We start from the raw sequence: 23,093 nt of genomic DNA on the forward strand, positions 1-23,093 counted from the left end.
CTGGAGTTTAGAGCCCCAGCGCGCTTGCGATCTTCGGCGCGGCTTCGTGCCAGTCCTGGACGACGACCACATCGTCCGTCACCGGGGGCAGGAATGCGCGCAGCGAATTATCGGCCATCAGGTGGAACAGTTCGGCGTCGGCGACCGATTCCCGCACCGACGCCAGATTGTGCGGCTGATCGTCGACGAAGACCACCGGTCGGCCGGCCTTGCCGCGAAGTTTGGCCACTGCGGGTCCTTTGGCCATTTCAGTGGTCAGAAGCGGGTAGCTCAGTCCAAGCGCGTCGAGATGGACACGACGCACGGCACGGTGTTTGTGTGGCATGGCCGTCAGCAAGATGATTTCCGCGCGGTCGCCAAGCCCTGCCAGGGCCTCTGCCGCGCCGTCCATAATGTTTTGCCAATCGGCTTGCGTGTCAAAGAAATCGCCCAGCAGTGCCGTGACTTCGGGCTGTTCGATCAGGCGGCCGCTGGCCGTCTCTGCGATGTTGCCGGTCAGCCGGAACGAGGCCAGCGTCAGGCCATAGCCACGCGTCTTGAGGAAATTCGGAAACGGGCGGATGAATTCGAGCACGACATCGTCGACATCGAGCACCAGCAACGGCCGGTTGTCGGCTGCCAGTTCTTCGATCTGGCGCGCTGTTTCTGGATCATCGCTCATATGGAATGCTCGTGGTTGTCATCGCCCAGCGGCAGCGACCGCAGGGCCTTGCCGACAGCAGCCGGCGGGGTGCCGGTTTCCTCGGCAAAGCGCATCAGCGTCGGCTCGTGGGCGAGGATGAATTGCAGGACACCAGCCAGGAAACCTGGCTCACTGGCGGCTTTGCGGATCGAATGGACCTCTATGCCGGTGATAGCCAGAAAGCGCGGCAAAAGCTCCGGATCGGAGGCGACAAAGCCCAGGGCCTTCACGGCAATCGATTCCGCTTCTTCGCGCATTGACGCTGCGTTTGCCATCACTACCTTCGGTGTGTGGATGAGTCTCTCCCGCAGTAATGGCAAGAGTTGCTTGCGGCAAGCCATTAGAGCGTGGCGCGCCCTTTGGACGCGCAGGCGACGAGGTGGAATTCGCGCTGTTTTCCAGCCGCGGATTTCCGTTTCGTCAATCATATTGCCGTAAAGTGAAGCAGGGTTTGGTGCGTTCAGACATGGGCGCATGACGGTCGCCTTCGAAGCGGAAGGGCGGCCGGGACGGGATATCGATGCCGAAGAAGGTTATGATCGTCGAGGACAATGAGCTCAACATGAAGCTCTTTCGGGACCTCATCGAGGCAAGCGGTTACGAGACCGTGCGCACCCGCAACGGTCTGGAAGCGCTCGATCTGGCACGCCAGCACCGGCCGGATCTCATCTTGATGGATATCCAGTTGCCTGAGGTGTCGGGGCTTGAAGTGACCAAATGGCTGAAGGAGGACGACGAACTGCACGTCATCCCCGTCATCGCCGTGACCGCCTTCGCCATGAAAGGCGACGAGGAACGTATCCGCCAGGGTGGCTGCGAGGCTTATATTTCGAAGCCGATCTCGGTGCCGCGTTTCATCGAAACCATCAAATCCTATCTGGGCGATGCGTGATGTGCCCCTTCAGCCGAGTCGGAGCGTTATGAAATGACTGCGCGGATCCTCGTCGTCGACGATATCCCTGCCAATGTGCGGCTGCTGGAAGTGCGGCTGCTGGCCGAATATTTCGAAGTGTTGACCGCCACCAACGGGCCGGATGCGATCGAGACCTGCGAGAACGGCAAGGTCGATGTCGTGCTGCTCGATGTGATGATGCCTGATATGGACGGCTTCGAGGTCTGTCGGCGGCTGAAGAGCGATCCGGCGACATCGCACATTCCGGTGGTGATGATCACCGCACTGGACCAGGTTTCCGACCGCGTCCGCGGGCTTGAGGCCGGCGCCGACGACTTCCTGACCAAGCCGGTCAACGACCTGCAGCTGATGACGCGCGTCAAGAGCCTGGTTCGGCTGAAGTCGCTGACCGACGAGTTGCGGCTGCGCGCCTCGACGACGCGCAATATCGGCATCGAGGAGTTGCTCAGCCGCAATTTCGCATCCGAGGACACGACGCCGAAAGTGCTTTTGATCGACGAGCGCAAAACATCCGTCGAGCGCATCCAGAAGATGCTGCGCGACCGGGCCGACCTCGACGTCACGCATGATCCGCATGCCGGTTTCTTCCAGGCCGCCGAGACATCCTATGAATGCGTGATGATCTCGACCGCGTTCGCCGATTTCGATCCGCTGAGGCTCTGTTCGCAGTTGCGCTCGCTCGATCGCACCCGCTTCGTGCCGATTATCCTGCTGGCGGAGGAGGGCGAGGAGGAACGCATCATTCGCGGCCTGGAACTCGGCATCAACGACTATCTCATGCGGCCGATCGACCAGCAGGAACTGACGGCACGGCTGCGCACGCAGGTGCGCCGTAAGCGCTACAACGACCAGCTACGGGCCAGCGTCACTCAGACAATCGAAATGGCGGTGACCGACGGTCTGACCGGGCTGCACAATCGCCGCTATCTGGACAGCCATCTGCAGACGCTGTTCGATCGCGCCGTGGCACGGCGCCGGCCGCTGTCGGTGATGATCACCGACCTCGATCGCTTCAAGGCGATCAACGACGCGCACGGTCATGATGGCGGCGACGAGGTGCTGCGGGAATTCGCACGGCGGCTGCGCAAGAATGTCAGGGGTATCGACCTTGCCTGCCGCTTTGGCGGCGAGGAGTTCGTCGTGGTGATGCCGGATACCGAGGGCGCGGTGGCCGAGAAGGTGGCCGAGCGCATTCGCGCCGAAATCGCCCAGGCGGCTTTCGCCATTGGCCAGGACGGCAAGGCGATCGAAGTCACGGTCAGCGTCGGCGTGTCGTCGGTGCTGAAGGGCGTGGACACGGTGGCGGCGCTGATGAAGCGTGCCGATCTCGCGCTCTACGAAGCCAAAAGCGGCGGCCGCAATCGGGTCGTCGCCAAGGCGGCGTAGTGATCCAGCCCCGATTATCCAGTCAACCCGACAGGGTTACCCGTTTACCTTAATCCAAGCGATTCGCGAGCCTTGGTTAAGAAACTGTTGATTTTTATAAGCTCTTGCGCGACTGTGCAGGCCAAGACGAAGCCGGCACGAGGATAGACCGCCGGCTCCGGTCCCTGGGAATACCCCATGATGCTCAGGTCCGCCGCATCTCCTGGGTCCGTGGGGTCGGCCGGCCGGCGCTGGCACATAGTGGCCTCCTCGTACCGCTGCCAAACGCCGACCGGCCCCCTTCTTTCCAATGAACATCAGAGCTCCGTGCCAAAGCACGGAAGACTCTGGGTTTTTGCGCCTGAAAATCTGGATATCGTTACGGGAAACTGCCCCGAGCGCTTGTTCCGCGGCAACCAACAGGGGGAACAATACCGTTCCCTTCCATTTCATACATATGGCGCACAAGGGGCTTGCGGCAAGACCCGGCTCCTCCCGTAAAACCGACCCGAACCAAGGTGCGGAAAACGGGAGTGATGATAATGGTTTCAGATCATGCGGTGGTGATCGCCGGGGGTGGTCCGACGGGATTGATGCTGGCGGGCGAACTGGCGCTAGCAGGCGTCGACGTTGCCATTGTCGAAAGGCGGCCGGATCAGAAACTTGCCGGCCTGCGCGCAGGCGGCCTCCATGCACGCACCATCGAGGTGCTCGACCAGCGCGGAATTGCCGATCGGTTCCTCTCGCAGGGCCAAGTGAGCCCGGCCGTAGGTTTTCACATGATCCGCCTGGACATCAGCGATTTCCCAACCCGGCACAATTACCTGTTGGCGTTGCGGCAGAACCACATCGAGCGCATCCTGGCCGACTGGGTCGGCGAGTTGAAGGTGCCGATCTATCGTGAACACGAGGTTGCGGGGTTTATCCAGGACGACAGCGGCGTCAACGTCGAACTGTCCACCGGTCACCGCCTGAGGGCCGCATATCTGGTCGGCTGCGACGGAGGCCGCAGCACCATTCGCAAGGCGGCCGGTATCGAGTTCGCCGGATGGGATCCGACGATGAGCTGGATGATTGCCGAGGTCGAAATGTCGGAAGAACCGCCATGGGGCTTCCGCAGCAACGCCTCCGGAATTCATGCCCTGGGTAAGATCGAGGACGGCAAGAAGGTTGGCGTCGTGCTGACGGAGCCCCGCCTGGAGGCGCGCGAAGAACCGACGCTACGCGAGCTCAGCGAGGCGCTGGCTGCCATCTATGGCGCCGATTTCGGGGTCCACAGCCCGACCTGGCTCTCCCGCTTCACCGACATGACGCGCCAGGCTGCCGCATATCGCGACAGACGCGTGCTCCTGGCCGGCGATGCCGCCCACGTCCATCCGCCGATGGGTGGACAGGGCCTCAACATCGGCGTGCAGGATGCGGTGAACCTTGGATGGAAGCTTGCCCAGGTCATCAAGGGGATATCGCCGGAAAGCCTTCTCGACAGCTATCATGCCGAGCGCCATCCGGTTGCCGCCCGCGTGTTGCGTAACACGATGGCGCAGGTCGCGCTTCGCCGCACGGATGACCGCAGCAAGGCCTTGGCCGACACCGTTGCCGAGTTGCTCGGTATGGATGAACCCCGCAAAAAGATCGCAGCCGAGATGTCCGGCCTGTGTGTCCACTACGACCTCGGCGAGGGGCACCCGCTGCTTGGGCGGCGAATGCCCGATCTCGATCTGACCACCGCCGGCGGACCGTTGCGGGTCTTCACCTTGCTGCACGACGCGCGGCCCGTGCTGCTCAACCTCGGTGAGCCCGGCAGACTGGACATCGCGCCCTGGGCAGAACGGGTTCGGCAGATCGACGCCGGTTACGCCGGTATCTGGGACCTGCCGGCTCTCGGGAGTGTCGTTGCGCCCGACGCGGTCTTGATCCGGCCCGATGGTTATGTGGCTTGGGCCGGGGCGGGAACCCAACGGGGCCTTGTGGACGCGCTGACCACCTGGTTCGGGCCGCCTGCTGCCGCAGGTTAGCAGACGCGATCGAAGCGATCGCGCGACCGCCTTGAGAATATTGCGTCGCTTCCTCCGACAGTGCTCCTGACAGTTGGTTGACAGGAGTTTTCAACTGTGCAGAATTGGTTGGACCATTGGACCACTCGGAGGAAATGTGGACCAGAACAGCCTGCCACCCATTCAAATCACGGCGCGCGACGACGCCGTGTTGAAGGCGTTGGTGGGATTTGTTCGCGCCGAAGCCCTGCAGCTGGGCGACAGACTCCCAACCGAACGCATTCTCGCCGAGCGGCTGAAGGTCAGCCGCAACACCGTGCGCGAGGCTCTGACACGCTGGGAAGGGCTCGGCCTCGTCGAACGCCGGCAAGGCAGCGGCACCTATCTCAAGGCGGCTGTTTCGCCTGATATGCTGCACATGCCGCTGACACTGGCCGGCGGCAATGATTTCACCAGCCTGATGCAGACGCTGGAGATCCGCCGCGCGCTGGAGGCGGAGGCAGCAGCCCTTTGCGCCGAACGCGCCAGCCAAGCCGATATTGCCGAGATCGCACGCAAGCTCGACATCATGGAACAGGCGTTCCGCACGCGCGAGGGCATGTCGTCGGAAGAGGATTGGGAGTTCCACCAGGCGATCTACCGGGTCTCGGGCAATCCGCTGTTCGAGCAGATCATCGCCGCCATGCATGAGCTGTTTCACCGCTTCTGGGAGCATCCGCTCGGCGTGCGTGACTTCGGCCACGCCAGCTTTCCCTATCACCGGACCATCTACGAACGCATTGCTGCCCGCGATCCGCAGGGCGCTCGCGCCGAGGCGCTCAAGCTGATCGCCACCGTCGAGGACGACCTCAAGCGCGGCGCGGCCAAACTCAAACTCTCGAGCCAGACATGAACGAGCATCCATCAGGTTTCGATTACGACTATCTCGCCGAAGCGGCGACGCTTTTGGCGCATGACGAACCGTTCCCCGGCGGTGCGGTGGTGCCGCCGATCTACCAGACCTCGCTGTTCACCTTCGCCAACTATGCCGAGATGGCCGATACCTTTGCCGGCAAACGAAGGCAGCCGATCTATTCGCGCGGCGACAATCCCACGGTGATGGAGTTCGAGGCGCGCGTGGCAGCGCTCGAGGGCGCAGAAGCCGCGCGCGGCTTTTCCAGTGGTATGGCGGCGATCAGCGCCACGGTGCTTGCGTTCGTCGGTGCGGGCGAGCGCATCGTGGCGGTGCGCAATTGCTATGGCGATGCCTACCGTTTGTTCGAGCGGCTGTTGCCGCGGCTCAACATCAAGGTCGATTATGTCGACGGCTCCGACCCGGATGCGGTCGCGGCGGCACTTCCCGGCGCCAAGCTGCTTTATCTGGAAAGCCCGACCTCGATGATGTTCGAGCTGCAGGACATCGCGCATCTGACACGGTTGGCCAAGGAACAGGGCATCGTCACCACGATCGACAATTCCTGGGCGACGCCGGTGTTCCAGAAGCCGATCACGCATGGCGTCGACCTGGTGCTGCATTCGGCCTCGAAATACCTTGGCGGCCACAGCGATACGGTCGCGGGCGTCGTGGCGGGTTCGGCTGCCCACATCAAGCACATCAACGAGCAGACCTATTCCTATCTCGGCGGCAAGCTGTCACCGTTCGAGGCGTGGCTTTTGCTGCGCGGCCTGCGCACGCTGCCGCTGCGCCTGCCGCACCACATGAAGAGCGGCCTGACCATCGCCGAACGGCTGAAGGCGCATGCCAATGTCGAGCGGGTCAACCACCCCGTCTACTCGAACCATCCGGGCAAGGCGACGCTGGCCGGCTATGCCGGTCTGTTCTCCTTCGAGGTGACGGACGATATCGACATCCCCGTCTTCGTCGACGCGCTGAAATATTTCCGCATCGGCGTCAGCTGGGGCGGGCATGAAAGCCTGGTCGTGCCGGCCAAGGCGTCGCTGGAGCAGACGCCGGGCCTGAATTCGATGGCGCGCTTCGGCGTCAGCCCCCGAACCATCCGCTTCAATGTCGGATTGGAGAGTGTCGAAGACCTGTGGGCGGATGTCGCCCAAGCCTTCGAAAAAGCCAGAAAATAACAAGCGGGTTCAAAATGGGAGTCTTGAACATGAAAAAACTGACCGTCATGCTTGCCGCCGTTGCGGGACTGGCGATTTCCGCCGGAAATGCTGTGGCCGATTCGACCCTGAAAATGGTCGAAGTCATCACCAGCCCGCCACGCACCGAATTCCTGAAGAAGCAGATCGCCGAGTTCGAAACGGCCAATCCAGGCATCAAGGTCGAGCTGATCTCGCTGCCCTGGGGGCAGGCGTTCGAGAAATTCCTGACCATGGTGCAGGCCGGCGATACGCCCGACGTGGTCGAGATGCCGGAGCGCTGGATGGGCCTCTATGCCAACAATGCCCAACTCGAGGATCTCGGCCCGTATATGGCCAAATGGGATGACGCCAAGACGCTTGGCGACCGCGCCAAACAGTTCGGCTCGACCGTCAACAACACCCAGTTCATGATCCCCTACGGCTACTATGTGAACGCGCTGTTCTGGAACAAGAAACTGTTCAAGGAGGCCGGCCTCGATGGCCCGCCGGCGACGCTTGAAGATTTCGTCGCCGATTCCAAGAAGATTTCCGCGCTCCCGGGCAAGTACGGCTACTGCCTGCGCGGCGGGCCGGGCGCCTTCAATGGCATGCACATGTTCATGAACATCGCCGCCGGCAAGGGCGGTTACTTCAACGAGGACGGCACTTCGACGATCAACGAGGAGGGCTCGGTCAAGGGCCTGCAGATGCTGGCCGACATGTACAAGGACGGACTGGCGCCGAAGGATGCGGTGAGCTGGGGTTTCAACGAAACGGTCACCGGCTTCTATTCCGGCACCTGCGCCATGCTCAACCAGGATCCGGACGCGCTGCTCGGCATCGCCGACAAGATGAGCGCCGACGATTTCGCGGTAGCGCCATTGCCGGTCGGGCCGAGCGGCAAATCCTATCCGACACTCGGCTATGCCGGTTGGGCCATGTTCGCCAACTCGCAGCACAAGGACGACGCCTGGAAGCTGATGGCGACCCTTTTGTCGCCGAAGGACAATCTGGAATGGGCCAAGGAAGTCGGCGTCGTCCCGATCCACAACGGTGCCGACCAAGATCCCCATTTCAAGACCGAGCAGTTCAAGGGCTGGTTCACGGAGCTCAGCGACAGCTCCAGATATGAAATGGTCACCCCGCCGACGCATCTGGAGAACCTCGGCAATTTCGTCGACCAGGTGGCGATCAAGAATTTTCAGGAAGTGCTGCTTGGCCAGAAGACGGCCAAGGACGTCGCCGACCAGTGGGCTGCCTTCCTGACCAAGGAACAGCAGGACTGGCTGGCGAAGAACAAGAAGTAGTTTTTCTTCCCTTCTCCCCGTTTGCGGGGAGAAGGTGTCACGAAGTGACGGATGAGGGGCGGCGCTATGCCTCGATAGGTTCGCGCTGCCCCTCATCTGCCTGCCCGTCTTCCGCAGCAGCTGCGGAGGGTGGACCGGCATCTTCTCCGCGTGAAACGGGGAGAAGGACGCTTGTCATCAGCCCCGACGCCGTTCCAGGAGCGCCCCCGAGCCAATGACCTACGCCGTGTCCGAAATACGATCCGTCGGCAAGCCGCGTCGCAAGCGGCTATCCCATGCCGCTATCGAGCCATGGCTCTATCTCAGCCCGGCGATCATCCTGCTGGTCGTGGTGCTTCTGGTGCCGCTGGTCATCGGCATCAGCTACTCCTTCCGCAAGTTCTCGGCGTTCAAGTCCGAATATGTCGGGCTCGGCCAGTATCAGGCGATGCTGTCGGATCAGGTGCTGGGCCAGGCGCTGGTCAACACGTTGTGGTGGACGGTCGCCAGCCTTTTTTTCCAGTTCTTCCTCGGCCTTGGCCTGGCGCTTCTGCTCGACAAGCCGTTTCACGGCCGCAAGGCTGTACAAGCCCTGGTGTTCCTGCCCTGGGCGGTGCCGTCCTTCCTGTCGGGCCTGACTTGGGCCTGGCTGTTCAATCCGATCATCGGCCCGCTGCCGCACTGGCTGTTTGCATTGGGGCTGAAGGCCGAGCCGACCAATGTGCTGTCCGATCCGTCAACCGCCATGTGGGGGCCGATCGTCGCCAATATCTGGTTCGGCATTCCTTTCTTCGCCATCACGCTCTTGGCGGCGCTGAAGTCGATCCCGTCGGAACTGCATGAGGCGGCGGCGATCGACGGCGCTTCGCCCTGGCAGCGCTTCACCAAGGTGACGCTGCCGTTTCTGGCGCCGACCATCGCCATCACCGTGATGTTGCGCACCATCTGGATCGCCACCTTCGCCGACCTGATCTTCGTCATGACCGAAGGCGGACCGGCCGGCTCGACCAACACGGTGCCGGTCTACATCTATGGCAGCGCCTTCAAATCGCTGGACAAAGGCTATGCCTCGGCGGTGGCCGTGCTGTTATTGGTCCTGCTCATTGCCTATGCGATTGCGCTGATCGGTATCCGCCGCACGCTGGTGAGGCACGTCTGATGATCGCAGGACGCACAGCCTCGCAGCGCTTCTTCGGCGGCATCGGCCTCTACGCGGCAATCGCGGCTTACGTGCTCTTTGCCTTGTTCCCGATCTACTGGACGCTGAAGATCTCGGTCACGCCGGAGCGGCTGCTTTATTCCGAAGGCATCACCTTCTGGCCGTCGCACATGACGCTGCAGAACTTCGTCACCGTGCTCGAGGCCACCGATTTCCCCCGCTATTTCCTCAACAGCGTCATCGTCTCGGTATCGACGGCGGCACTGGTGACAATCATCGCCACGCTTGCCGGTTATGCCATGTCGCGCTTCACCTTTCGCGGCAAGGCAGCACTGGCGCTGATGTTGCTTTTGACCCAGACCTTTCCGCTGGTGATGGTCATTCCGCCGATCTACCGCGTGATGGGTCAGATCGGACTGATCAACAGCCTGACCGGGCTGATCATCATCTACACCGCCTTCAACACGGCTTTTGCCACCTTCCTCATGCAGTCCTTTTTCGACGGCATCCCCAAGGATCTGGAGGAAGCGGCGATGATCGACGGCTGCACGCGTGCGCAGGCGATGCGCAAGGTGATTGTACCGCTGACGCTGCCGGGCATGGGCGCCACGCTCGGCTTCGTCTTCACCGCCGCCTGGAGCGAGCTTCTGTTCGCGCTGATGCTGATTTCCAGCGACGACCAGAAGACCTTCGCCGTCGGCTTGCTCACCTTCATCGGCAAGTTCGCCGTCGACTGGGGACAGATGATGGCGGCATCCATCCTGGCGTTGATCCCGGTCTGCATCTTCTTCGCCTTCCTGCAACGCTATCTCGTCACCGGCCTGACCGCCGGCGCCGTCAAAGGATAGATCGATGGCCTCTGTTACGCTCGAGAAGGTCCGCAAGGACTATGGCGCCGTCCGCGTCCTGCATGCGGTCGATCTTGAAATCGCCGATGGCGAATTCGTAGTGCTGGTCGGGCCGTCAGGCTGCGGCAAGTCCACGCTTTTGCGCATGATCGCCGGGTTGGAGGAGGCTTCCGGCGGCGAGATCCGCATTGGCGAGCGGCTGGTCAATGACGTAGCACCCAAGGACCGCGACATCGCAATGGTGTTCCAGTCCTATGCGCTCTATCCGCATATGGACGTGTCGAAAAACATGGGCTTCAGCCTGCTCCTGAAGAAGGCGGAGAAGGCGACGATCGACGCCAGGGTGGACGGCGCCGCCAAGCGGCTCGGGCTCGACACCTTCCTGCAGCGCCTGCCGCGGCAATTGTCCGGCGGCCAGCGCCAGCGCGTCGCCATGGGCCGGGCGATCGTGCGCGACCCCAAGGTCTTCCTGTTCGACGAGCCGCTGTCGAACCTCGACGCCAAGCTGCGCGTCCATATGCGAGCCGAGATCAAGGCGCTGCACCAGCAACTGAAGACGACATCGGTCTATGTCACGCACGACCAGATCGAGGCGATGACCATGGCCGACCGGATCGTCGTCATGCATGACGGGCTGATCCAGCAGGTCGGCGCGCCGCTCGATCTCTACGACCGGCCGGCCAACATGTTCGTTGCAGGTTTCATCGGTTCGCCCGGCATGAATTTTCTGCCGGCGACGGTTCGCAAGGGCGCTACGTTGGAGGCCGTACTGGCCGACGGCCAGGCGCTGCGGCTGCCGGAAGACTTGCCACTGACCCACGGTGACGCCATCACCGTCGGTTTGCGGCCCGAGCATATCAAGCTGGCGGACGACGGTGCGTTGAAGGGCGAGGTGGGTGTGGTCGAGCCGCTCGGCCTTTCGACGCAGTTCTACGTCAAGCTAGCCAGCCAGCAGCTGTGCGTCTTTGCCATGGGCCGTGCCGGCGTCAAGTCCGGCGACGTGGTGGGGTTGGCGGCCGAACCGGACCAGCTGCATCTGTTCGATGCGAAAAGCGGCGAGCGCATCGGCTGAGGGGACGCAGCCGGGTCGGATGCGGGCAGCCGGATCAGGCGCCGCTATCGGGCGGGACATACACGGTAACGCTACATTTCAATTGGATAAAATAGCGGAACGTCCAAGAGACATTTCCGGAACCTAACAGGATCGCTCGGACCTTTGCGTCTAGGGCGCAAGACCTTAGTCCCGCCGTCTTCTCAAAAGAACGGAGGTCATTTTGCCGCGAACTAGGCCACCGTCGGAGTTAGTCAACACCGACGGTGGCCCCTGCAATATGGGCGAGTGGGTTGTGTGCGGATATGGTGTGATCGCGGAAGGCGATTGTAGACCGCTAACCGCGAGGGCTTCTTTTGGACAGCGGCGAGCTGTCCAACGGGTTTTCAGCCGATTTGGCCGATCGCCGCTCCTTCAGCCACAGGGACTTCTTTCTCCTTGCCAGGTTCTCGTCTCGAACGCTGTCTTCGGCGGTCACTCCGCCATGCATCGCGGCAATCACGTAGTCGGCTCTGTTGGTTCGAAAGTCGCCTTTTTGTACGGACATCGTTTTCTCCCAGTGCGAGGCATTTCCCCCCTTTTTGCCTGACGCTGAAACTAACTACTTATCCGTGGTGCAAGTCTACCAATTGGCGATTGTATTAAAACGATACACTCAGATGGCGCGATCGCACGAGAGGAGCCCATCCTGGCGAGGCTTCTTCATTGACCCTGTTGTGATCCTTGCGGGGGTGCCGCGGCGGGAGGTGTCGGAGCCTGCGGTGCGGGTTCCGTGGAAGGCGTGGCGGGGCTGTCAGGCTGAGGTGCAGGCGGTGCGGCCTCTTCCTCAGTCAGAACCTGGTCAGTCCTGGCCTTGATCTCATCGGCCGTCTGCTGGCTTATCAGCCCGTTGCTGACGGCAAAGCCAGCAGCCAGAGCGACAAGGGCTGCAATGATTGCAGCTTTCAACTTCTTCGACATCCATAGGCGCCTTATTCGTGACACCCAACCCACGGCCAAGGGTGCCGCAACCATGGCTAAGGGTCAATCCTTTGGCTGGAGTCTCTGCTCGGATGCAACGAAATCAACTGTTACAAACGAAAAACGCCGCCCATTGGGCGGCGTTTCGGCATTGCGGCGGGAAACCCGGATTACTTGATCTTGGTTTCCTTGAACTCGACGTGCTTCTTGGCGACCGGGTCGTACTTGCGGAACGACAGCTTGTCGGTCTTGGTGCGGCTGTTCTTGCTGGTCACGTAGAAGAAACCGGTGTCGGCGGTCGACAGAAGCTTGATCTTGATGTTTGCGGCTTTGGCCATGATATCAGTCCGTTTGTTCGTGGGGTTTTGGCCGCTGGAGCACGGGGAAACACCCGGACGCGGGAAACTTGGCGCGACACATAAAGAACGCGCCCGGAAAGTCAAGCCCGGTAGGCCTTGTGCGACCCACCAGAGCCGGCTCGGGAGCGGAAATCATGCGGTTTCCGTAGCCGATGCCGCAACCTTCTTCCAGTCTCCGGTCGTGTTCCACCAGCGATTCGGATTGGCGCGGTCGTCCAGCCCCTTGGAACGGCTGGCGAGAATCGGCTGAATGCGGATCACTGGTTCCTGGTAGGAGTGCGCCTGGAAAATCGCCTCGACGACGCGGGCGGCCAGCGCCTGGTCGTCCGGCAGTTCGAAGGAAACCTCGACCGTGCCGGGGCGCCGCCGCAATTCGGTTTCGGCGCCGGCGGCCGCACCGTCAAGCGGCCTGTAGCGTTCGATGCCGTGCGCCGACTGATAGGCATTGCGGTCATATTTGCCCATGGCCAGCGGCGCGATCGCCACCACGGCATCCATGATGCGGTCGACGTCGGCGGCCGGAGCCTGGAAGGTCACGAGCAGAAGCAGTGTCATTCGTAGCGATGTGGTTTCAAAGCCGCTGTCGATCATGGAAGTGTCCTCAAGTGTTTTGGGACACCTTTTTAGCCCTGTGCTCCTGACACGGTTCTGTCAGCAGCCTGTCACCGTGCCGTGCCAAATGCATGGCAGGCCGCAGTCGCGCTACAGCAGGATCTTGCGAACCAACCTGACGGCGACCAAAGCGATATAGGCGGCGAAGAACAGGCCGAGCGACCAGCCGAAGCCGGACGGGCCGAACGCATCCATGCCGATGCCGATCGCCTGCGGCCCGAGCACCATGCCGACGCCGTAGCACAGCACGAAGGCGGCATTGGCCGACGCCAGTTCATGGCCGGAAAGCTGCGAGCCGAGATGGGCAAGGCCGATCGTGTACATGGCAGCGACGACGCCGCCCCAGACGAACAGAAGCGCGGCCATCAAATGCCAATTCTGGGCGAAGAAGGGCATGAACACGGTGCCGATAAGACCGACCGTCGCGCAGGCAATCAGCAGGTAGCGGCGATCGCTGACGCGGTCGCTGATCATGCCGATCGGGATCTGCAACAACACATTGCCGAGGCCGATCATGGTCAGCAGAAGGGCCGCATCGGCCTCGGAATAGCCGATTCGGCTGCCGTAGATCGGGAACAGCGCAAAGCCGCCGGTTTCCACCGCGCCGAACACCAGCACGGCAGCGGTCGCCGACGGCACCAGCCAGATGTAGCGCAGGAAATTGCTGGTTTCGCCATCCGAGGCGATCGACGGGCTCTCGTTGCGTGCTGCCAGCACGGGTATGGCCGCCAGCGTCACCAACGCGATGATGACGCCGAACGGCCTGAAGCCGGAACTGCCGAGATGAGCGAACAGCCACGGTCCGGCGGCAAAGCCGAGCGACAGGACAGTGGCGTAGATGCCAAGGACAAGGCCGCGCCGGTGCGGCGGCGCCGAGGTGCTGATCCAGAATTCAGACAGGATGAACAGCACCGTCAGCGCAATGTGCAGCACGATGCGCAGTGGAAACCACATCCAGAAATCGGGTGCGAAATGGAAGCCGACAAAGGCCAGCGCGCCGGCGGCGATCATGGCGATCATGGTCCAGGCAACGCCGAAGCGCATGGCGAGCGGGGTCGCCAGCGGCGCACCGGCGATCGAGGCGAGGCCGGCGACGGCGGTGTTGAGGCCGATCATCGAAGCCGAGTGGCCGCGTGTTTCAAGGATGACGCTGAGCAGCGGCATGCCGAGGCCGATGGCGATGCCGACGACGCTGATCGACGAGATCGCCGCCACCATCGGCAGCCAGTGTACGCGCTCGTCGCCCTTTGGTTGGGTATCGACCGTCATGGATGCTGAATACTCTGTCTGTTTGATCTTACGCAATTCGGACGGAAAACCGCGTCACACTTTCCTGGAATTGCTCTAGAGAAGTTCGCGGATGAAGCGGCTGCGGACCAGCCGGTAGAAGGGCACGGGACCGCCTGGACGCAACAGCGGATCATGGGCGAGGCGCTTTTCCAACTCGTCCAGGATCATTCGGGTGATGTCGGGTATGTCGGCTTCCCTGGCCTTGGCAAGCGGCAGCCAGACCAGCTCTTCCAGTTCGTTGGTCGGACCGCCACCGGGCAGCTCGACCGCGACGTCGTCACGCCAGGCGCTGAAGAAACGGGTGTCGAAGCGGCGCACCCGGTTGGGCGGCGTGATGGCGCGCGCGACAAAGCGCAGCATGTCGAGAGAGGGTTGCACGCCGTGTTCGGCAAAGCCTTGCCAGTCGGATCTGGGGGTTGCGAAAGCACCCTTGCGGCCGATCAGCAGCCCGGCTTCCTCATAGGTCTCTCGGATGGCCGACAGGGCGATGGCGCGGGCTCGTGCGGCGCTTGTGCGCCCCGGCCCGGCGATCAGCTTGGCTTCCTGCTCCGGGTGCAGGGCGGCGACGACCGGTATGCGGCTATCGGCCGGATCGGTGCGGCCGCCGGGAAAGACGAACTTGCCCGGCATGAAGGCGTGGCCGGCATGGCGGCGACCCATCAGAACCAGTACGTCGTCGTCCTTGCGGTCGAGCAGGATGAGGGTTGCCGCGTCGCGCGGGCGAATTGGCCGGTCGCTATGAGCGATCATGCTCCGCTCGATCCTGTCGACTTCCGCCTTGGTCATACCGTCCATGCGCAGGACCTAGCGGAAACTTCTGGCAAGCGAAAGTGGCCTTTCACGGTCGGTATGTTGCGCCAGGCAGCATTCTTGGCTGCGGCCTAGGCTCCGGGATGCGGCTCGATCACGTCGTGCTCGCCGCCGAAGCCGTGCATATAGAAGGCCCATTGCAGTCCGATGACGGCACCCTTGACCGGCTGCAGCAGCGCAACCGACAAAAGGATGGTCAGCGGCACCCAGATGGCGATGTGCTGCCATATGGACAAAGTCGACGTCGCCTCAACGCCCATGAAGGCGCCCAGCACGATGTGGCCGACAATGACGATGACGAGGTAGGCCGGCAGGTCGTCGGCCCGGTGGTGATGCAATTCCTCGCCGCAGACGCCGCATGTGTCGACGGTCTTGGTAAAAGCGCGAAACAGCTTGCCTTCGCCGCAATGCGGGCAGCGGCCGAGCAGGCCGCGCTTCATCGCCGTCCACAGCGGGCGTGCGGCCCGGCCCGAGTGATGTTCTCCGCCGAAAACCTGTTCTTCCATGGCTGTTGTCATCATCGTCTCCTGCCGCGCGAACCCGGTCGCGATTGCGACGCGCGGACGCGGCCCTTGGCCTTGTGAAACGACCGCTTGGAGCCCGGCAGAGGCTTTGGGTCGGTCAACATCTCGAAGCGCATTGCGCCGGCCATCGGCGCCACCTCGATAAGCCGGACCTCGACGCGGTCCGCGAGTTGGTAGCCTTTGCCAGAGCGTTCTCCGAACAGGGAGCGAGCCGTTTCATCGTATATATAGTAATCGCCGCCCAGAGTTGACACCGGGATGAAACCATCCGCGCCGTACTGCGGCAATTGGACAAATAGTCCTGATTTGGTGACGCCGGAGATGCGGGCATCGAAGCGGTCATCGACGCGTTCGGCGAGATAGGCGGCGATCAGACGGTCGACCGTGTCCCGCTCGGCCGCCATTGCGCGGCGTTCCGTGCCGGAGATCAGCACCGCGACATCTTCGAGCCGTGCCGCTTCGTCCTGCGTCAGCCCACCCGGACCCAGTCCGAGTGCGGCAATAAGTCCGCGATGCACGATCAAATCGGCATAGCGGCGGATCGGCGAGGTGAAATGGGCGTAGCGGCGGAGGTTGAGACCGAAATGGCCGATGTTCTTTGGCGAGTATTCGGCCTGGCTCTGCGAGCGCAGCACCACTTCGTTGACAAGGCCTTCATTGTCGGCGCCGCGCACGCGCTCCAAAATGCCGTTGAACTGGCTTGGCTGCATCTGCGCGCCGCGCGCCAGTGACAGGCCCAATGTCTGCAGGAACTCGCGCAGCGATTCCTGCTTGGCGAGCGACGGCGCGTCGTGGACGCGATAGACCAGCTCCTGCTTCTTCGCCTCCAGCGTCTCGGCCGCGGCGACATTGGCCTGGATCATGAATTCTTCGATGAGCTTGTGGGCATCGAGCCGCTCCGGCACGATGACGCGGTCGACGGTGCCGTCCGGCTTGAGTACGATCTTGCGCTCCGGCAGATCGAGTTCGAGCGGCTGGCGGCCATCGCGGCCGCGCTTCAGGATCGCATAGGCGTCCCACAGTGGCTTCAGCACGGTTTCGAGGATCGGGCCTGTCTTGTCGTCCGGCGCGCCGTCGATCGCCGCCTGAGCCTGTTGGTAGGCGAGCTTTGCCGCCGACTTCATCATGACGCGATGGAAGGTGTGCCTGAGCTTGCGGCCCTCGGCCGAAAAGATCATGCGCACTGCCAATGCCGGCCGGTCCTGGCCCTCGCGCAGCGAGCAGAGATCGTTGGAGATGCGCTCGGGCAGCATCGGCACGACACGATCCGGGAAATAGACCGAGTTGCCGCGCTTCAGCGCTTCGCGGTCGAGTGCAGTGCCATAGCGCACATAGGCGGCGACGTCGGCGATTGCGACAGTGGCAACCACGCCGCCGGGGTTCTTCTCGTCGGGATCCGGCGCGGCGAAGACGGCGTCGTCATGGTCCTTGGCGTCGGCCGGATCGATGGTGACCAGCGGCAGGTCGCGCCAATCCTCGCGATGGTCAAGCGTCGCCGGTTTGACGGCTTCGGATTCTGCGATGACGTCGGCCGGGAAGATATGCGGAATGTCGTGCGCATGGATGGCGATCATAGAGACCGCCTTTTCGCTGGTCAGAGAGCCCAGCACGTTGAGCACCTTGGCTCTCGGCAAGCCGAAACGGGAGGCTCGCGCCGGCTCGACCTCGACCAGGTCGCCATTCTTGGCGCCGTTCTGGAATTCCTTGTCGACGATCAGTTCGGGCTGGCGCCGTTCCACCGGTTCGATGCGGAAGGTGCCGTCCTGCAGGATGCGAAAGATACCGAGCACGGCATCGGTACGTTTTTCGAAAATCTTCACCACCCGCCCGGTGTAGGCGGGGCCGCCCAGGGCGACGTTCGTGTCGTCGGCCGGAAAGGTCTTGGCCAGCACGCGGTCGCCAATGCCGGGCGCCGGTCCACTGCCACTGCGCGACAGGCGGATGGAAACGATAGGCGGCGGCCCATTGGCTGTGTGTTCGGTTGGGCGCGCCAAGAGCACGCCATCGGCATCGCGGTCGAAAATATCGAGGACCGTGACATGGGGCAGGGCACCGACGCGGGCCAGCCCCTTGCGCTCCTTGGTGAGGACGCCTTCGTCCTGCAGGTCGCGCAAAATATCCTTCAGCCAGATGCGGTCGTCGCCGCGCAGCGCGAACGCCTTGGCGATGTCGCGCTTGCCGGCGCGATCAGGATTTTCGGCAATGTAGCGCAGGATTTCGTCACGCGACGGCCGATAGTCGTCCTTGACCTTGGCCCTGGTGTCGGCGGTGCGCGGATCGCCGTGGGTTCTGCCGGTGATCTTGCGCGCCACGCTGTCCTACCCTTTTTTCTTCGCGGCCGGCTTCTTAGCAGCCGGCTTCTTGGCGGCTACTTTCTTGGTTGCCGGAGCTTTGGCCGCGGCCGCCTTGCGGAACGGCTTTTTGCCGCCGCCGCCCTTGGCTTCCTTCTCGGCAATCAGCGCCAGCGCATCCTCCATCGTCACCGACTGGGGATCCTTGCCCTTGGGCAGCGTAGCATTGACCTTGCCGAAATTCACGTAAGGCCCGTATTTGCCGTCGCGCACGACGATCTTGCCGCCGCCATCGGGGTGGTCGCCGAGCTCCTTGAGCGCAGCGGCCGTGCCGCCATTGCGGCCGCCCTTGCCCTTCAGCTGCTTCTCGGCGATCACCGACACGGCGCGGTTGAGGCCGATCGAGAACACGTCCTCGATGCTTTCGAGATTGGCATAGGTGCCGTCATGCAGCACGAACGGGCCGTAACGGCCGAGCCCGGCCGAGATCATCTTGGCCGTTTCCGGATGCTGGCCGACATCGCGCGGCAATGACAGCAGCGCCAGCGCCTTTTCGTGGTCGATCGACTCTGCCGTCCAGCCCTTGGGCAGGCTGGAGCGCTTGGCTTCCTTGCCGTCGCCGCGTTGCAGATAGGGGCCGAAGCGGCCGCTGCGTAGCGTGATTTCCTCTGACGTATAGGGGTCCTTGCCGATGACCTTGGTGCCGTCTTCGCCGCCGCCATTCTCACCATGGGGGTTGGCGGCGTCGCCGAGCTGACGGGTGAAGGAGCATTCGGGATAGTTGGAGCAGCCGACAAAGGCGCCGAACTTGCCGAGCTTCAGCGACAGATTGCCGGTGCCGCATTTCGGGCAGATGCGCGGATTCGAACCGTCTTCGCGCGCGGGGAACACCAGCGGCGCCAGCTCTTCATTGAGCGCATCCAGCACGTCGGTGACGCGCAGTTCCTTGATGTCGGCGACGGCGCCGGAAAAATCCTTCCAGAAATCGCGCAGCACGTCCTTCCAGGCGAGCTTGCCGTCCGAAATCTCGTCGAGCTTTTCCTCGAGGGACGCGGTGAAGTCGTACTCGACATAGCGCTTGAAGAAGCTTTCGAGGAAAGCCGACAGCAGCCGGCCCTTGGCCTGCGGCACCAGCCGGCGCTTGTCGATGGTGACATAGTCGCGGTCCTCGAGCGTCTTCAGGATCGCCGTATAGGTAGAAGGCCGGCCGATGCCGAGCTCTTCCAGCTTCTTGATCAGCGACGCCTCGGAATAGCGCGGCGGCGGCTCGGTGGTGTGCTGGGTGGCGTTGATCGCCTGGCGCGCTAGCTGCTCGCCGGCACGGATCTCGGGCAGCCGACGATTTTCCTCGTCTTCCGCATCGTCGTCCTTCTGGTCGGTGTATGCGGCGATGAAACCGTCGAACCGAACGACCGAACCGATGGCACGCAGCTCCGCGGTGCGCGATCCATTGACCGCCTCGATCTCGGCGGTGGTGCGCTCGATTTCGGCCGGCTGCATCTGGCTGGCGATGGCGCGCTTCCAGATCAGCTCATAGAGCCGCATCTGGTCGGAATCGAGATATTGCCTGACCGATGCCGGGGTGCGCATGAAATCCGTCGGGCGGATCGCTTCGTGCGCTTCCTGGGCGTTCTTGGCTTTGGCCGTATATTGGCGCGGCTTTTCCGGCAGGTATTTCGGACCGAATTCCTTGGCAATGGCATCGCGTGCGGCGTCGATCGCCTCGGGTGCCATCTGCACGCCGTCGGTTCGCATATAGGTGATCAAACCGGTGGTCTCGCCGCCGATCTCCATGCCTTCATAGAGGCGTTGCGCCACCTGCATGGTGCGGCTGGCCGAGAAGCCGAGACCCGACGAGGCGGCCTGCTGCAGCGTCGAGGTGGTGAAGGGCGGGCCGGGATTGCGCTTGGTCGGCTTGGCTTCTACCGACACCGCCTTAAAGGTTGCGCCTTCGAGCATCGACTTGATGTCGTCGGCCTGCGCCTTGTTTGAAATGTCGAGCTTTTGCAGCTTCTTGCGATCGAAGGCGGTCAGCCGCGCTTCGAAATTCTCGTTGCGCGGCGTGCCCAGCAGTGCAGCGATCTGCCAGTATTCCTCGCGGATGAAGCGCTCGATCTCGGATTCGCGGTCGCAGACGAGACGCAGCGCAACCGACTGGACGCGTCCGGCCGAACGGGCGCCCGGCAGCTTGCGCCACAGCACCGGCGACAGCGTGAAGCCGACGAGATAATCCAGCGCCCGGCGGGCGAGATAGGCATCAACCAGCGGCGCATCGATCTGGCGCGGATTGGCCATCGCTTCCAGCACCGACGATTTGGTAATGGCGTTGAAGACGACGCGGCTGACCGGCTTGTCCTTCAGCGCGCGCTTCTGCTTCAGAACTTCCAGCACATGCCAGGAAATCGCTTCGCCTTCGCGATCCGGATCGGTGGCGAGGATCAGGCCGTCGGCGTCCTTGACCGCCTTGGCGATGTCGGCGAGGCGCTTGCCGGAGGCGGTGTCGACCGCCCAGGACATGGCGAAATCCTCATCCGGACGCACCGAGCCATCCTTGGCCGGCAAGTCCCTGATATGGCCGAACGAGGCCAGAACCTTGTAGTTCTTGCCGAGGTATTTGTTGATTGTCTTCGCCTTGGCCGGCGATTCGACGACGACGACGTCCATGAGGTCTCATATCAGCTGTGGTGCGGCAGAAGAATTCCGCTGCGCGCGACGAAATCTCGTTCTATTTGTCGCTCACATGGCCGCGCTTTTGCATCCGGTCAAGGGGAAGCGCCCAAATTGCGGGCCGGTCCGCAGCAATACACTCTTAGAGTGTATGGAGAAAATCACAGAATTTGGGAAAGGCAGATGGTGGGTCTGAGTCAGCGGAAACGACCCGATTCATTTTTCCGCCGAGTCGTTGAAATGCTGCCCAAACCAGGACGGGCGACATTATAACGGGCTGTTCGATGCCGGCCGCCGGATGGCATGGAGATGCCCGGCGACCAGCCCTTGTCCCGCCAGCAGCGGGACTGGCGTGCTTAGTCGGCCTTGACGATATGCCAGACTTCGCCGACGCCGTCGCCGGTCACATCGCCGGGCTTCTTGTCCTTTATGAAGGTGTAGACCGGCTTGCCGTCATAGGCCCACATCTTGGTGCCGTCGGTGCGGTCGACGACGCTCCACTCGTCATCCGCCTTGGCGCCGGCTTCGGCTTTCAGCGGCGGCCAGTTGGTGGCGCATTTGTCGTAGCAGTTGCTCTTGCCCTTCTCGTCCTTGTCATAGGTGTAAAGCGTCATGCCGTTGGCGTCGGTGTAGATCTTGGCGCCATTGACCTCGGCTTCCTTCCACGCGTCGGCAGCGAAGGATGCGGCGGTGCTGAGCAGAAGCGCTGCCAGTCCTGCGGTTATGGTTTTCATGGAAATCTCCTGACTGATATCTGGAGACGCGCGGGAATCGCGGCCTCACAGCGTCAACGCCTGCGGGCTGTCGTTTCTTCCAGGCAAGTGCGTCGGGCAATGGATGATCTTGCCAACACAATGGTGATTGGTGGACAAGGCTGCGCGTCGCTATATCGGCGTCACGACATTGGAGTTCTTGGAAATGGCATTGGACATCGGCTATGTCAGCGCGGTCGGGGCTGGGGCGATTTCGTTCCTGTCGCCTTGCGTGCTGCCGCTGGTGCCGCCTTATCTCTGTTATATGGCCGGCGTCTCGGTCGACGATTTCCGTGGCAATGCGGGTGCGACAGCGCGTGAAGGCGCACGCGGCGCGCTGATCTATTCTTCGATCGCCTTCGTGCTCGGCTTCTCGACCGTCTTTGTCGCGCTCGGCGCCGGCGCCTCGACCATCGGCCGGCTGCTGCGCGTCTGGCAGGAGCCGCTGGCCATGGGCGCAGGCGTGCTGATCATCCTGATGGGCCTGAATTTCCTCGGCGTCCTGCGCATTCCGCTGCTGTCACGCGAGGCGCGCTTCCAGTCACAGGGAAAGCCGGCAAGTGCGGTCGCGGCTTATGTCATGGGGCTGGCTTTCGCCTTCGGCTGGACGCCGTGCATCGGCCCGGTTCTGGGACCGATCCTGACGCTGGCCGGCGGCCGTGAAACGGTGGGCGAGGGCGCGCTGCTGCTCGCCGCCTATTCGCTGGGGCTGGGCATCCCGTTCCTGATCGCAGCGCTGTTTTCCGGCGCCTTCATGCGCTTCCTCGGCAAATTCCGCGTCCATCTCGGCCGCGTCGAAAAGGCCATCGGCGCGCTGCTGGTGATCGCCGGCGTGTTTTTTCTGACTGGTGGCGTGCAGACCGTGTCGTATTGGCTGCTGGAGAATTTTCCAGTGCTGGGGCGGCTGGGGTAGTCTCCCCCCGCACGGGAACGATGCACACCAGCCCGCATTTGCAGTGCCGTTGACCAACACTTTTTCGAGCCGGGAGGCGAGAATGGTAGCCAAGGCGGATGTGCGAAAATTCTTCAAGGCCTATGAGAAAATCTACAATGACGCGATCGCCGACATCGTCGATCTCAACGACGTCGCGGACATGTATTCGGCGGGTTTTGTCTCGGTGACGCCGGCGGCGGTCATGGTTGGCGAGAATGGCGAGCAGTTGAAGGCCATTATGACAAAGGGTTTTGAGGCCTATAGTGCCCTCGGCAGCAAGAGAATGACCTGCGTCGATGTCTCGGTGATGCCAATCGATCAGGACCATTGCGTGGCTGAGGTAAACTGGTCCGGTGACTATGAACGCAAGGATGGGAGTCTCGTGACCATCGACTTTGCGGTCACCTATCTCGTCGAAAAGCGCGATGGCAAGCTGAAGGTGTTTGGCTGGATATCGGGTGACGAGCAGGCGGAATTCAGGAAACACGGCCTGTTGTAGGGGTGCTGACTGCCGAATTCT

22 protein-coding genes are annotated in these 23,093 nt (G+C 62.4%); 11 read left to right on the forward strand and 11 right to left on the reverse strand.

What is annotated here, in order from left to right; genetic code table 11:
• Positions 1 to 7: 7 nt before the first annotated feature.
• Entirely contained in the window at positions 8 to 661 is a 654-nt protein-coding gene (locus M729_RS0109905; protein ID WP_027161466.1) for a hypothetical protein, read from the reverse strand.
• Positions 658 to 957 carry a DUF3572 domain-containing protein gene (locus tag M729_RS01000000134810; protein ID WP_024503583.1) on the reverse strand — a complete coding sequence of 100 codons (300 nt, stop codon included), beginning with the start codon at positions 955 to 957 and terminating at the stop codon, positions 658 to 660. Before M729_RS01000000134810 ends, M729_RS0109905 begins: the two co-directional genes overlap by 4 nt.
• 245 nt (positions 958 to 1,202) lie before the next feature.
• Between M729_RS01000000134810 and M729_RS0109920 the strand changes: the two genes are divergently transcribed.
• The 9 genes from M729_RS0109920 to ugpC all read left to right on the forward strand — a co-directional run bounded on the left by M729_RS0109920 (position 1,203) and on the right by ugpC (position 11,395).
• A complete protein-coding gene (locus tag M729_RS0109920; protein ID WP_013531932.1) occupies positions 1,203 to 1,574 on the forward strand; it encodes a response regulator in 372 nt (123 codons plus the stop codon).
• Positions 1,575 to 1,607: 33 nt separating this feature from the next.
• Positions 1,608 to 2,981: a PleD family two-component system response regulator gene (locus M729_RS0109925; RefSeq protein ID WP_024503582.1), complete on the forward strand. Its 1,374-nt coding sequence runs from the start codon at positions 1,608 to 1,610 to the stop codon at positions 2,979 to 2,981.
• A 521-nt stretch (positions 2,982 to 3,502) separates the two neighbouring features.
• Positions 3,503 to 4,975 (forward strand): FAD-dependent monooxygenase, encoded by a 1,473-nt coding sequence (locus M729_RS0109935; protein WP_027161467.1) that lies wholly within the window; start codon positions 3,503 to 3,505, stop codon positions 4,973 to 4,975.
• Between the two features lie 136 nt (positions 4,976 to 5,111).
• Entirely contained in the window at positions 5,112 to 5,846 is a 735-nt protein-coding gene (locus M729_RS0109940; protein WP_013531928.1) for a FadR/GntR family transcriptional regulator, read from the forward strand.
• A complete protein-coding gene (locus M729_RS0109945; protein ID WP_027161468.1) occupies positions 5,843 to 7,030 on the forward strand; it encodes a PLP-dependent transferase in 1,188 nt (395 codons plus the stop codon). The genes M729_RS0109940 and M729_RS0109945 overlap by 4 nt, the downstream gene beginning before the upstream one ends.
• 29 nt (positions 7,031 to 7,059) lie before the next feature.
• Positions 7,060 to 8,337: a sugar ABC transporter substrate-binding protein gene (locus M729_RS0109950; protein ID WP_027161469.1), complete on the forward strand. Its 1,278-nt coding sequence runs from the start codon at positions 7,060 to 7,062 to the stop codon at positions 8,335 to 8,337.
• Between the two features lie 214 nt (positions 8,338 to 8,551).
• Complete coding sequence (locus tag M729_RS0109955) at positions 8,552 to 9,475, forward strand: sugar ABC transporter permease (protein ID WP_027161470.1); 924 nt, start codon at positions 8,552 to 8,554, stop codon at positions 9,473 to 9,475.
• Positions 9,475 to 10,323, forward strand: a complete 849-nt coding sequence (locus tag M729_RS0109960) for a carbohydrate ABC transporter permease (protein WP_013531924.1) — start codon at positions 9,475 to 9,477, stop codon at positions 10,321 to 10,323. Before M729_RS0109955 ends, M729_RS0109960 begins: the two co-directional genes overlap by 1 nt.
• Positions 10,324 to 10,327: 4 nt before the next feature.
• Entirely contained in the window at positions 10,328 to 11,395 is a 1,068-nt protein-coding gene (gene ugpC, locus M729_RS0109965; RefSeq protein WP_027161471.1) for a sn-glycerol-3-phosphate ABC transporter ATP-binding protein UgpC, read from the forward strand.
• A 316-nt stretch (positions 11,396 to 11,711) separates the two neighbouring features.
• Here the strand turns inward: ugpC and M729_RS0109970 are convergent, their stop codons facing one another.
• The 9 genes from M729_RS0109970 to M729_RS0110010 all read right to left on the reverse strand — a co-directional run bounded on the left by M729_RS0109970 (position 11,712) and on the right by M729_RS0110010 (position 21,621).
• Positions 11,712 to 11,921 (reverse strand): hypothetical protein, encoded by a 210-nt coding sequence (locus M729_RS0109970; RefSeq protein WP_013531922.1) that lies wholly within the window; start codon positions 11,919 to 11,921, stop codon positions 11,712 to 11,714.
• 583 nt (positions 11,922 to 12,504) lie between these two features.
• Positions 12,505 to 12,672 (reverse strand): 50S ribosomal protein L33, encoded by a 168-nt coding sequence (gene rpmG, locus M729_RS0109975; RefSeq protein ID WP_006201775.1) that lies wholly within the window; start codon positions 12,670 to 12,672, stop codon positions 12,505 to 12,507.
• 153 nt (positions 12,673 to 12,825) lie between these two features.
• Positions 12,826 to 13,284, reverse strand: a complete 459-nt coding sequence (locus M729_RS0109980; RefSeq protein ID WP_024503577.1) for a hypothetical protein — start codon at positions 13,282 to 13,284, stop codon at positions 12,826 to 12,828.
• A gap of 111 nt (positions 13,285 to 13,395) precedes the next feature.
• On the reverse strand, positions 13,396 to 14,574 hold the full coding sequence (locus M729_RS0109985) for an MFS transporter (protein ID WP_024503576.1): 1,179 nt from the start codon (positions 14,572 to 14,574) through the stop codon (positions 13,396 to 13,398).
• Between the two features lie 75 nt (positions 14,575 to 14,649).
• Positions 14,650 to 15,390: an NUDIX domain-containing protein gene (locus M729_RS0109990; RefSeq protein ID WP_027161472.1), complete on the reverse strand. Its 741-nt coding sequence runs from the start codon at positions 15,388 to 15,390 to the stop codon at positions 14,650 to 14,652.
• An 86-nt stretch (positions 15,391 to 15,476) separates the two neighbouring features.
• Entirely contained in the window at positions 15,477 to 15,911 is a 435-nt protein-coding gene (locus tag M729_RS0109995) for a DUF983 domain-containing protein (protein ID WP_024503574.1), read from the reverse strand.
• Between the two features lie 11 nt (positions 15,912 to 15,922).
• The gene (gene rnr / locus M729_RS0110000; protein ID WP_027161473.1) at positions 15,923 to 18,241 is read right to left on the reverse strand and encodes a ribonuclease R; all 2,319 of its coding nucleotides are present in this window, start codon (positions 18,239 to 18,241) and stop codon (positions 15,923 to 15,925) included.
• A 6-nt stretch (positions 18,242 to 18,247) separates the two neighbouring features.
• Positions 18,248 to 20,884: a type I DNA topoisomerase gene (gene topA, locus M729_RS0110005; protein WP_027161474.1), complete on the reverse strand. Its 2,637-nt coding sequence runs from the start codon at positions 20,882 to 20,884 to the stop codon at positions 18,248 to 18,250.
• A 359-nt stretch (positions 20,885 to 21,243) separates the two neighbouring features.
• Entirely contained in the window at positions 21,244 to 21,621 is a 378-nt protein-coding gene (locus M729_RS0110010; RefSeq protein WP_024503571.1) for a hypothetical protein, read from the reverse strand.
• Between the two features lie 184 nt (positions 21,622 to 21,805).
• On the opposite strand from M729_RS0110010, the gene M729_RS0110015 reads away from it, so the two are divergent.
• Complete coding sequence (locus M729_RS0110015) at positions 21,806 to 22,552, forward strand: cytochrome c biogenesis CcdA family protein (RefSeq protein ID WP_013531914.1); 747 nt, start codon at positions 21,806 to 21,808, stop codon at positions 22,550 to 22,552.
• An 82-nt stretch (positions 22,553 to 22,634) separates the two neighbouring features.
• Positions 22,635 to 23,072, forward strand: coding sequence for a hypothetical protein (locus M729_RS0110020; protein WP_027161475.1), 438 nt, complete (start codon positions 22,635 to 22,637; stop codon positions 23,070 to 23,072).
• Positions 23,073 to 23,093: the final 21 nt, after the last annotated feature.

It is taken from the genome of Mesorhizobium sp. WSM1293, assembly GCF_000513875.1.
GTDB lineage: Bacteria > Pseudomonadota > Alphaproteobacteria > Rhizobiales > Rhizobiaceae > Mesorhizobium > Mesorhizobium ciceri.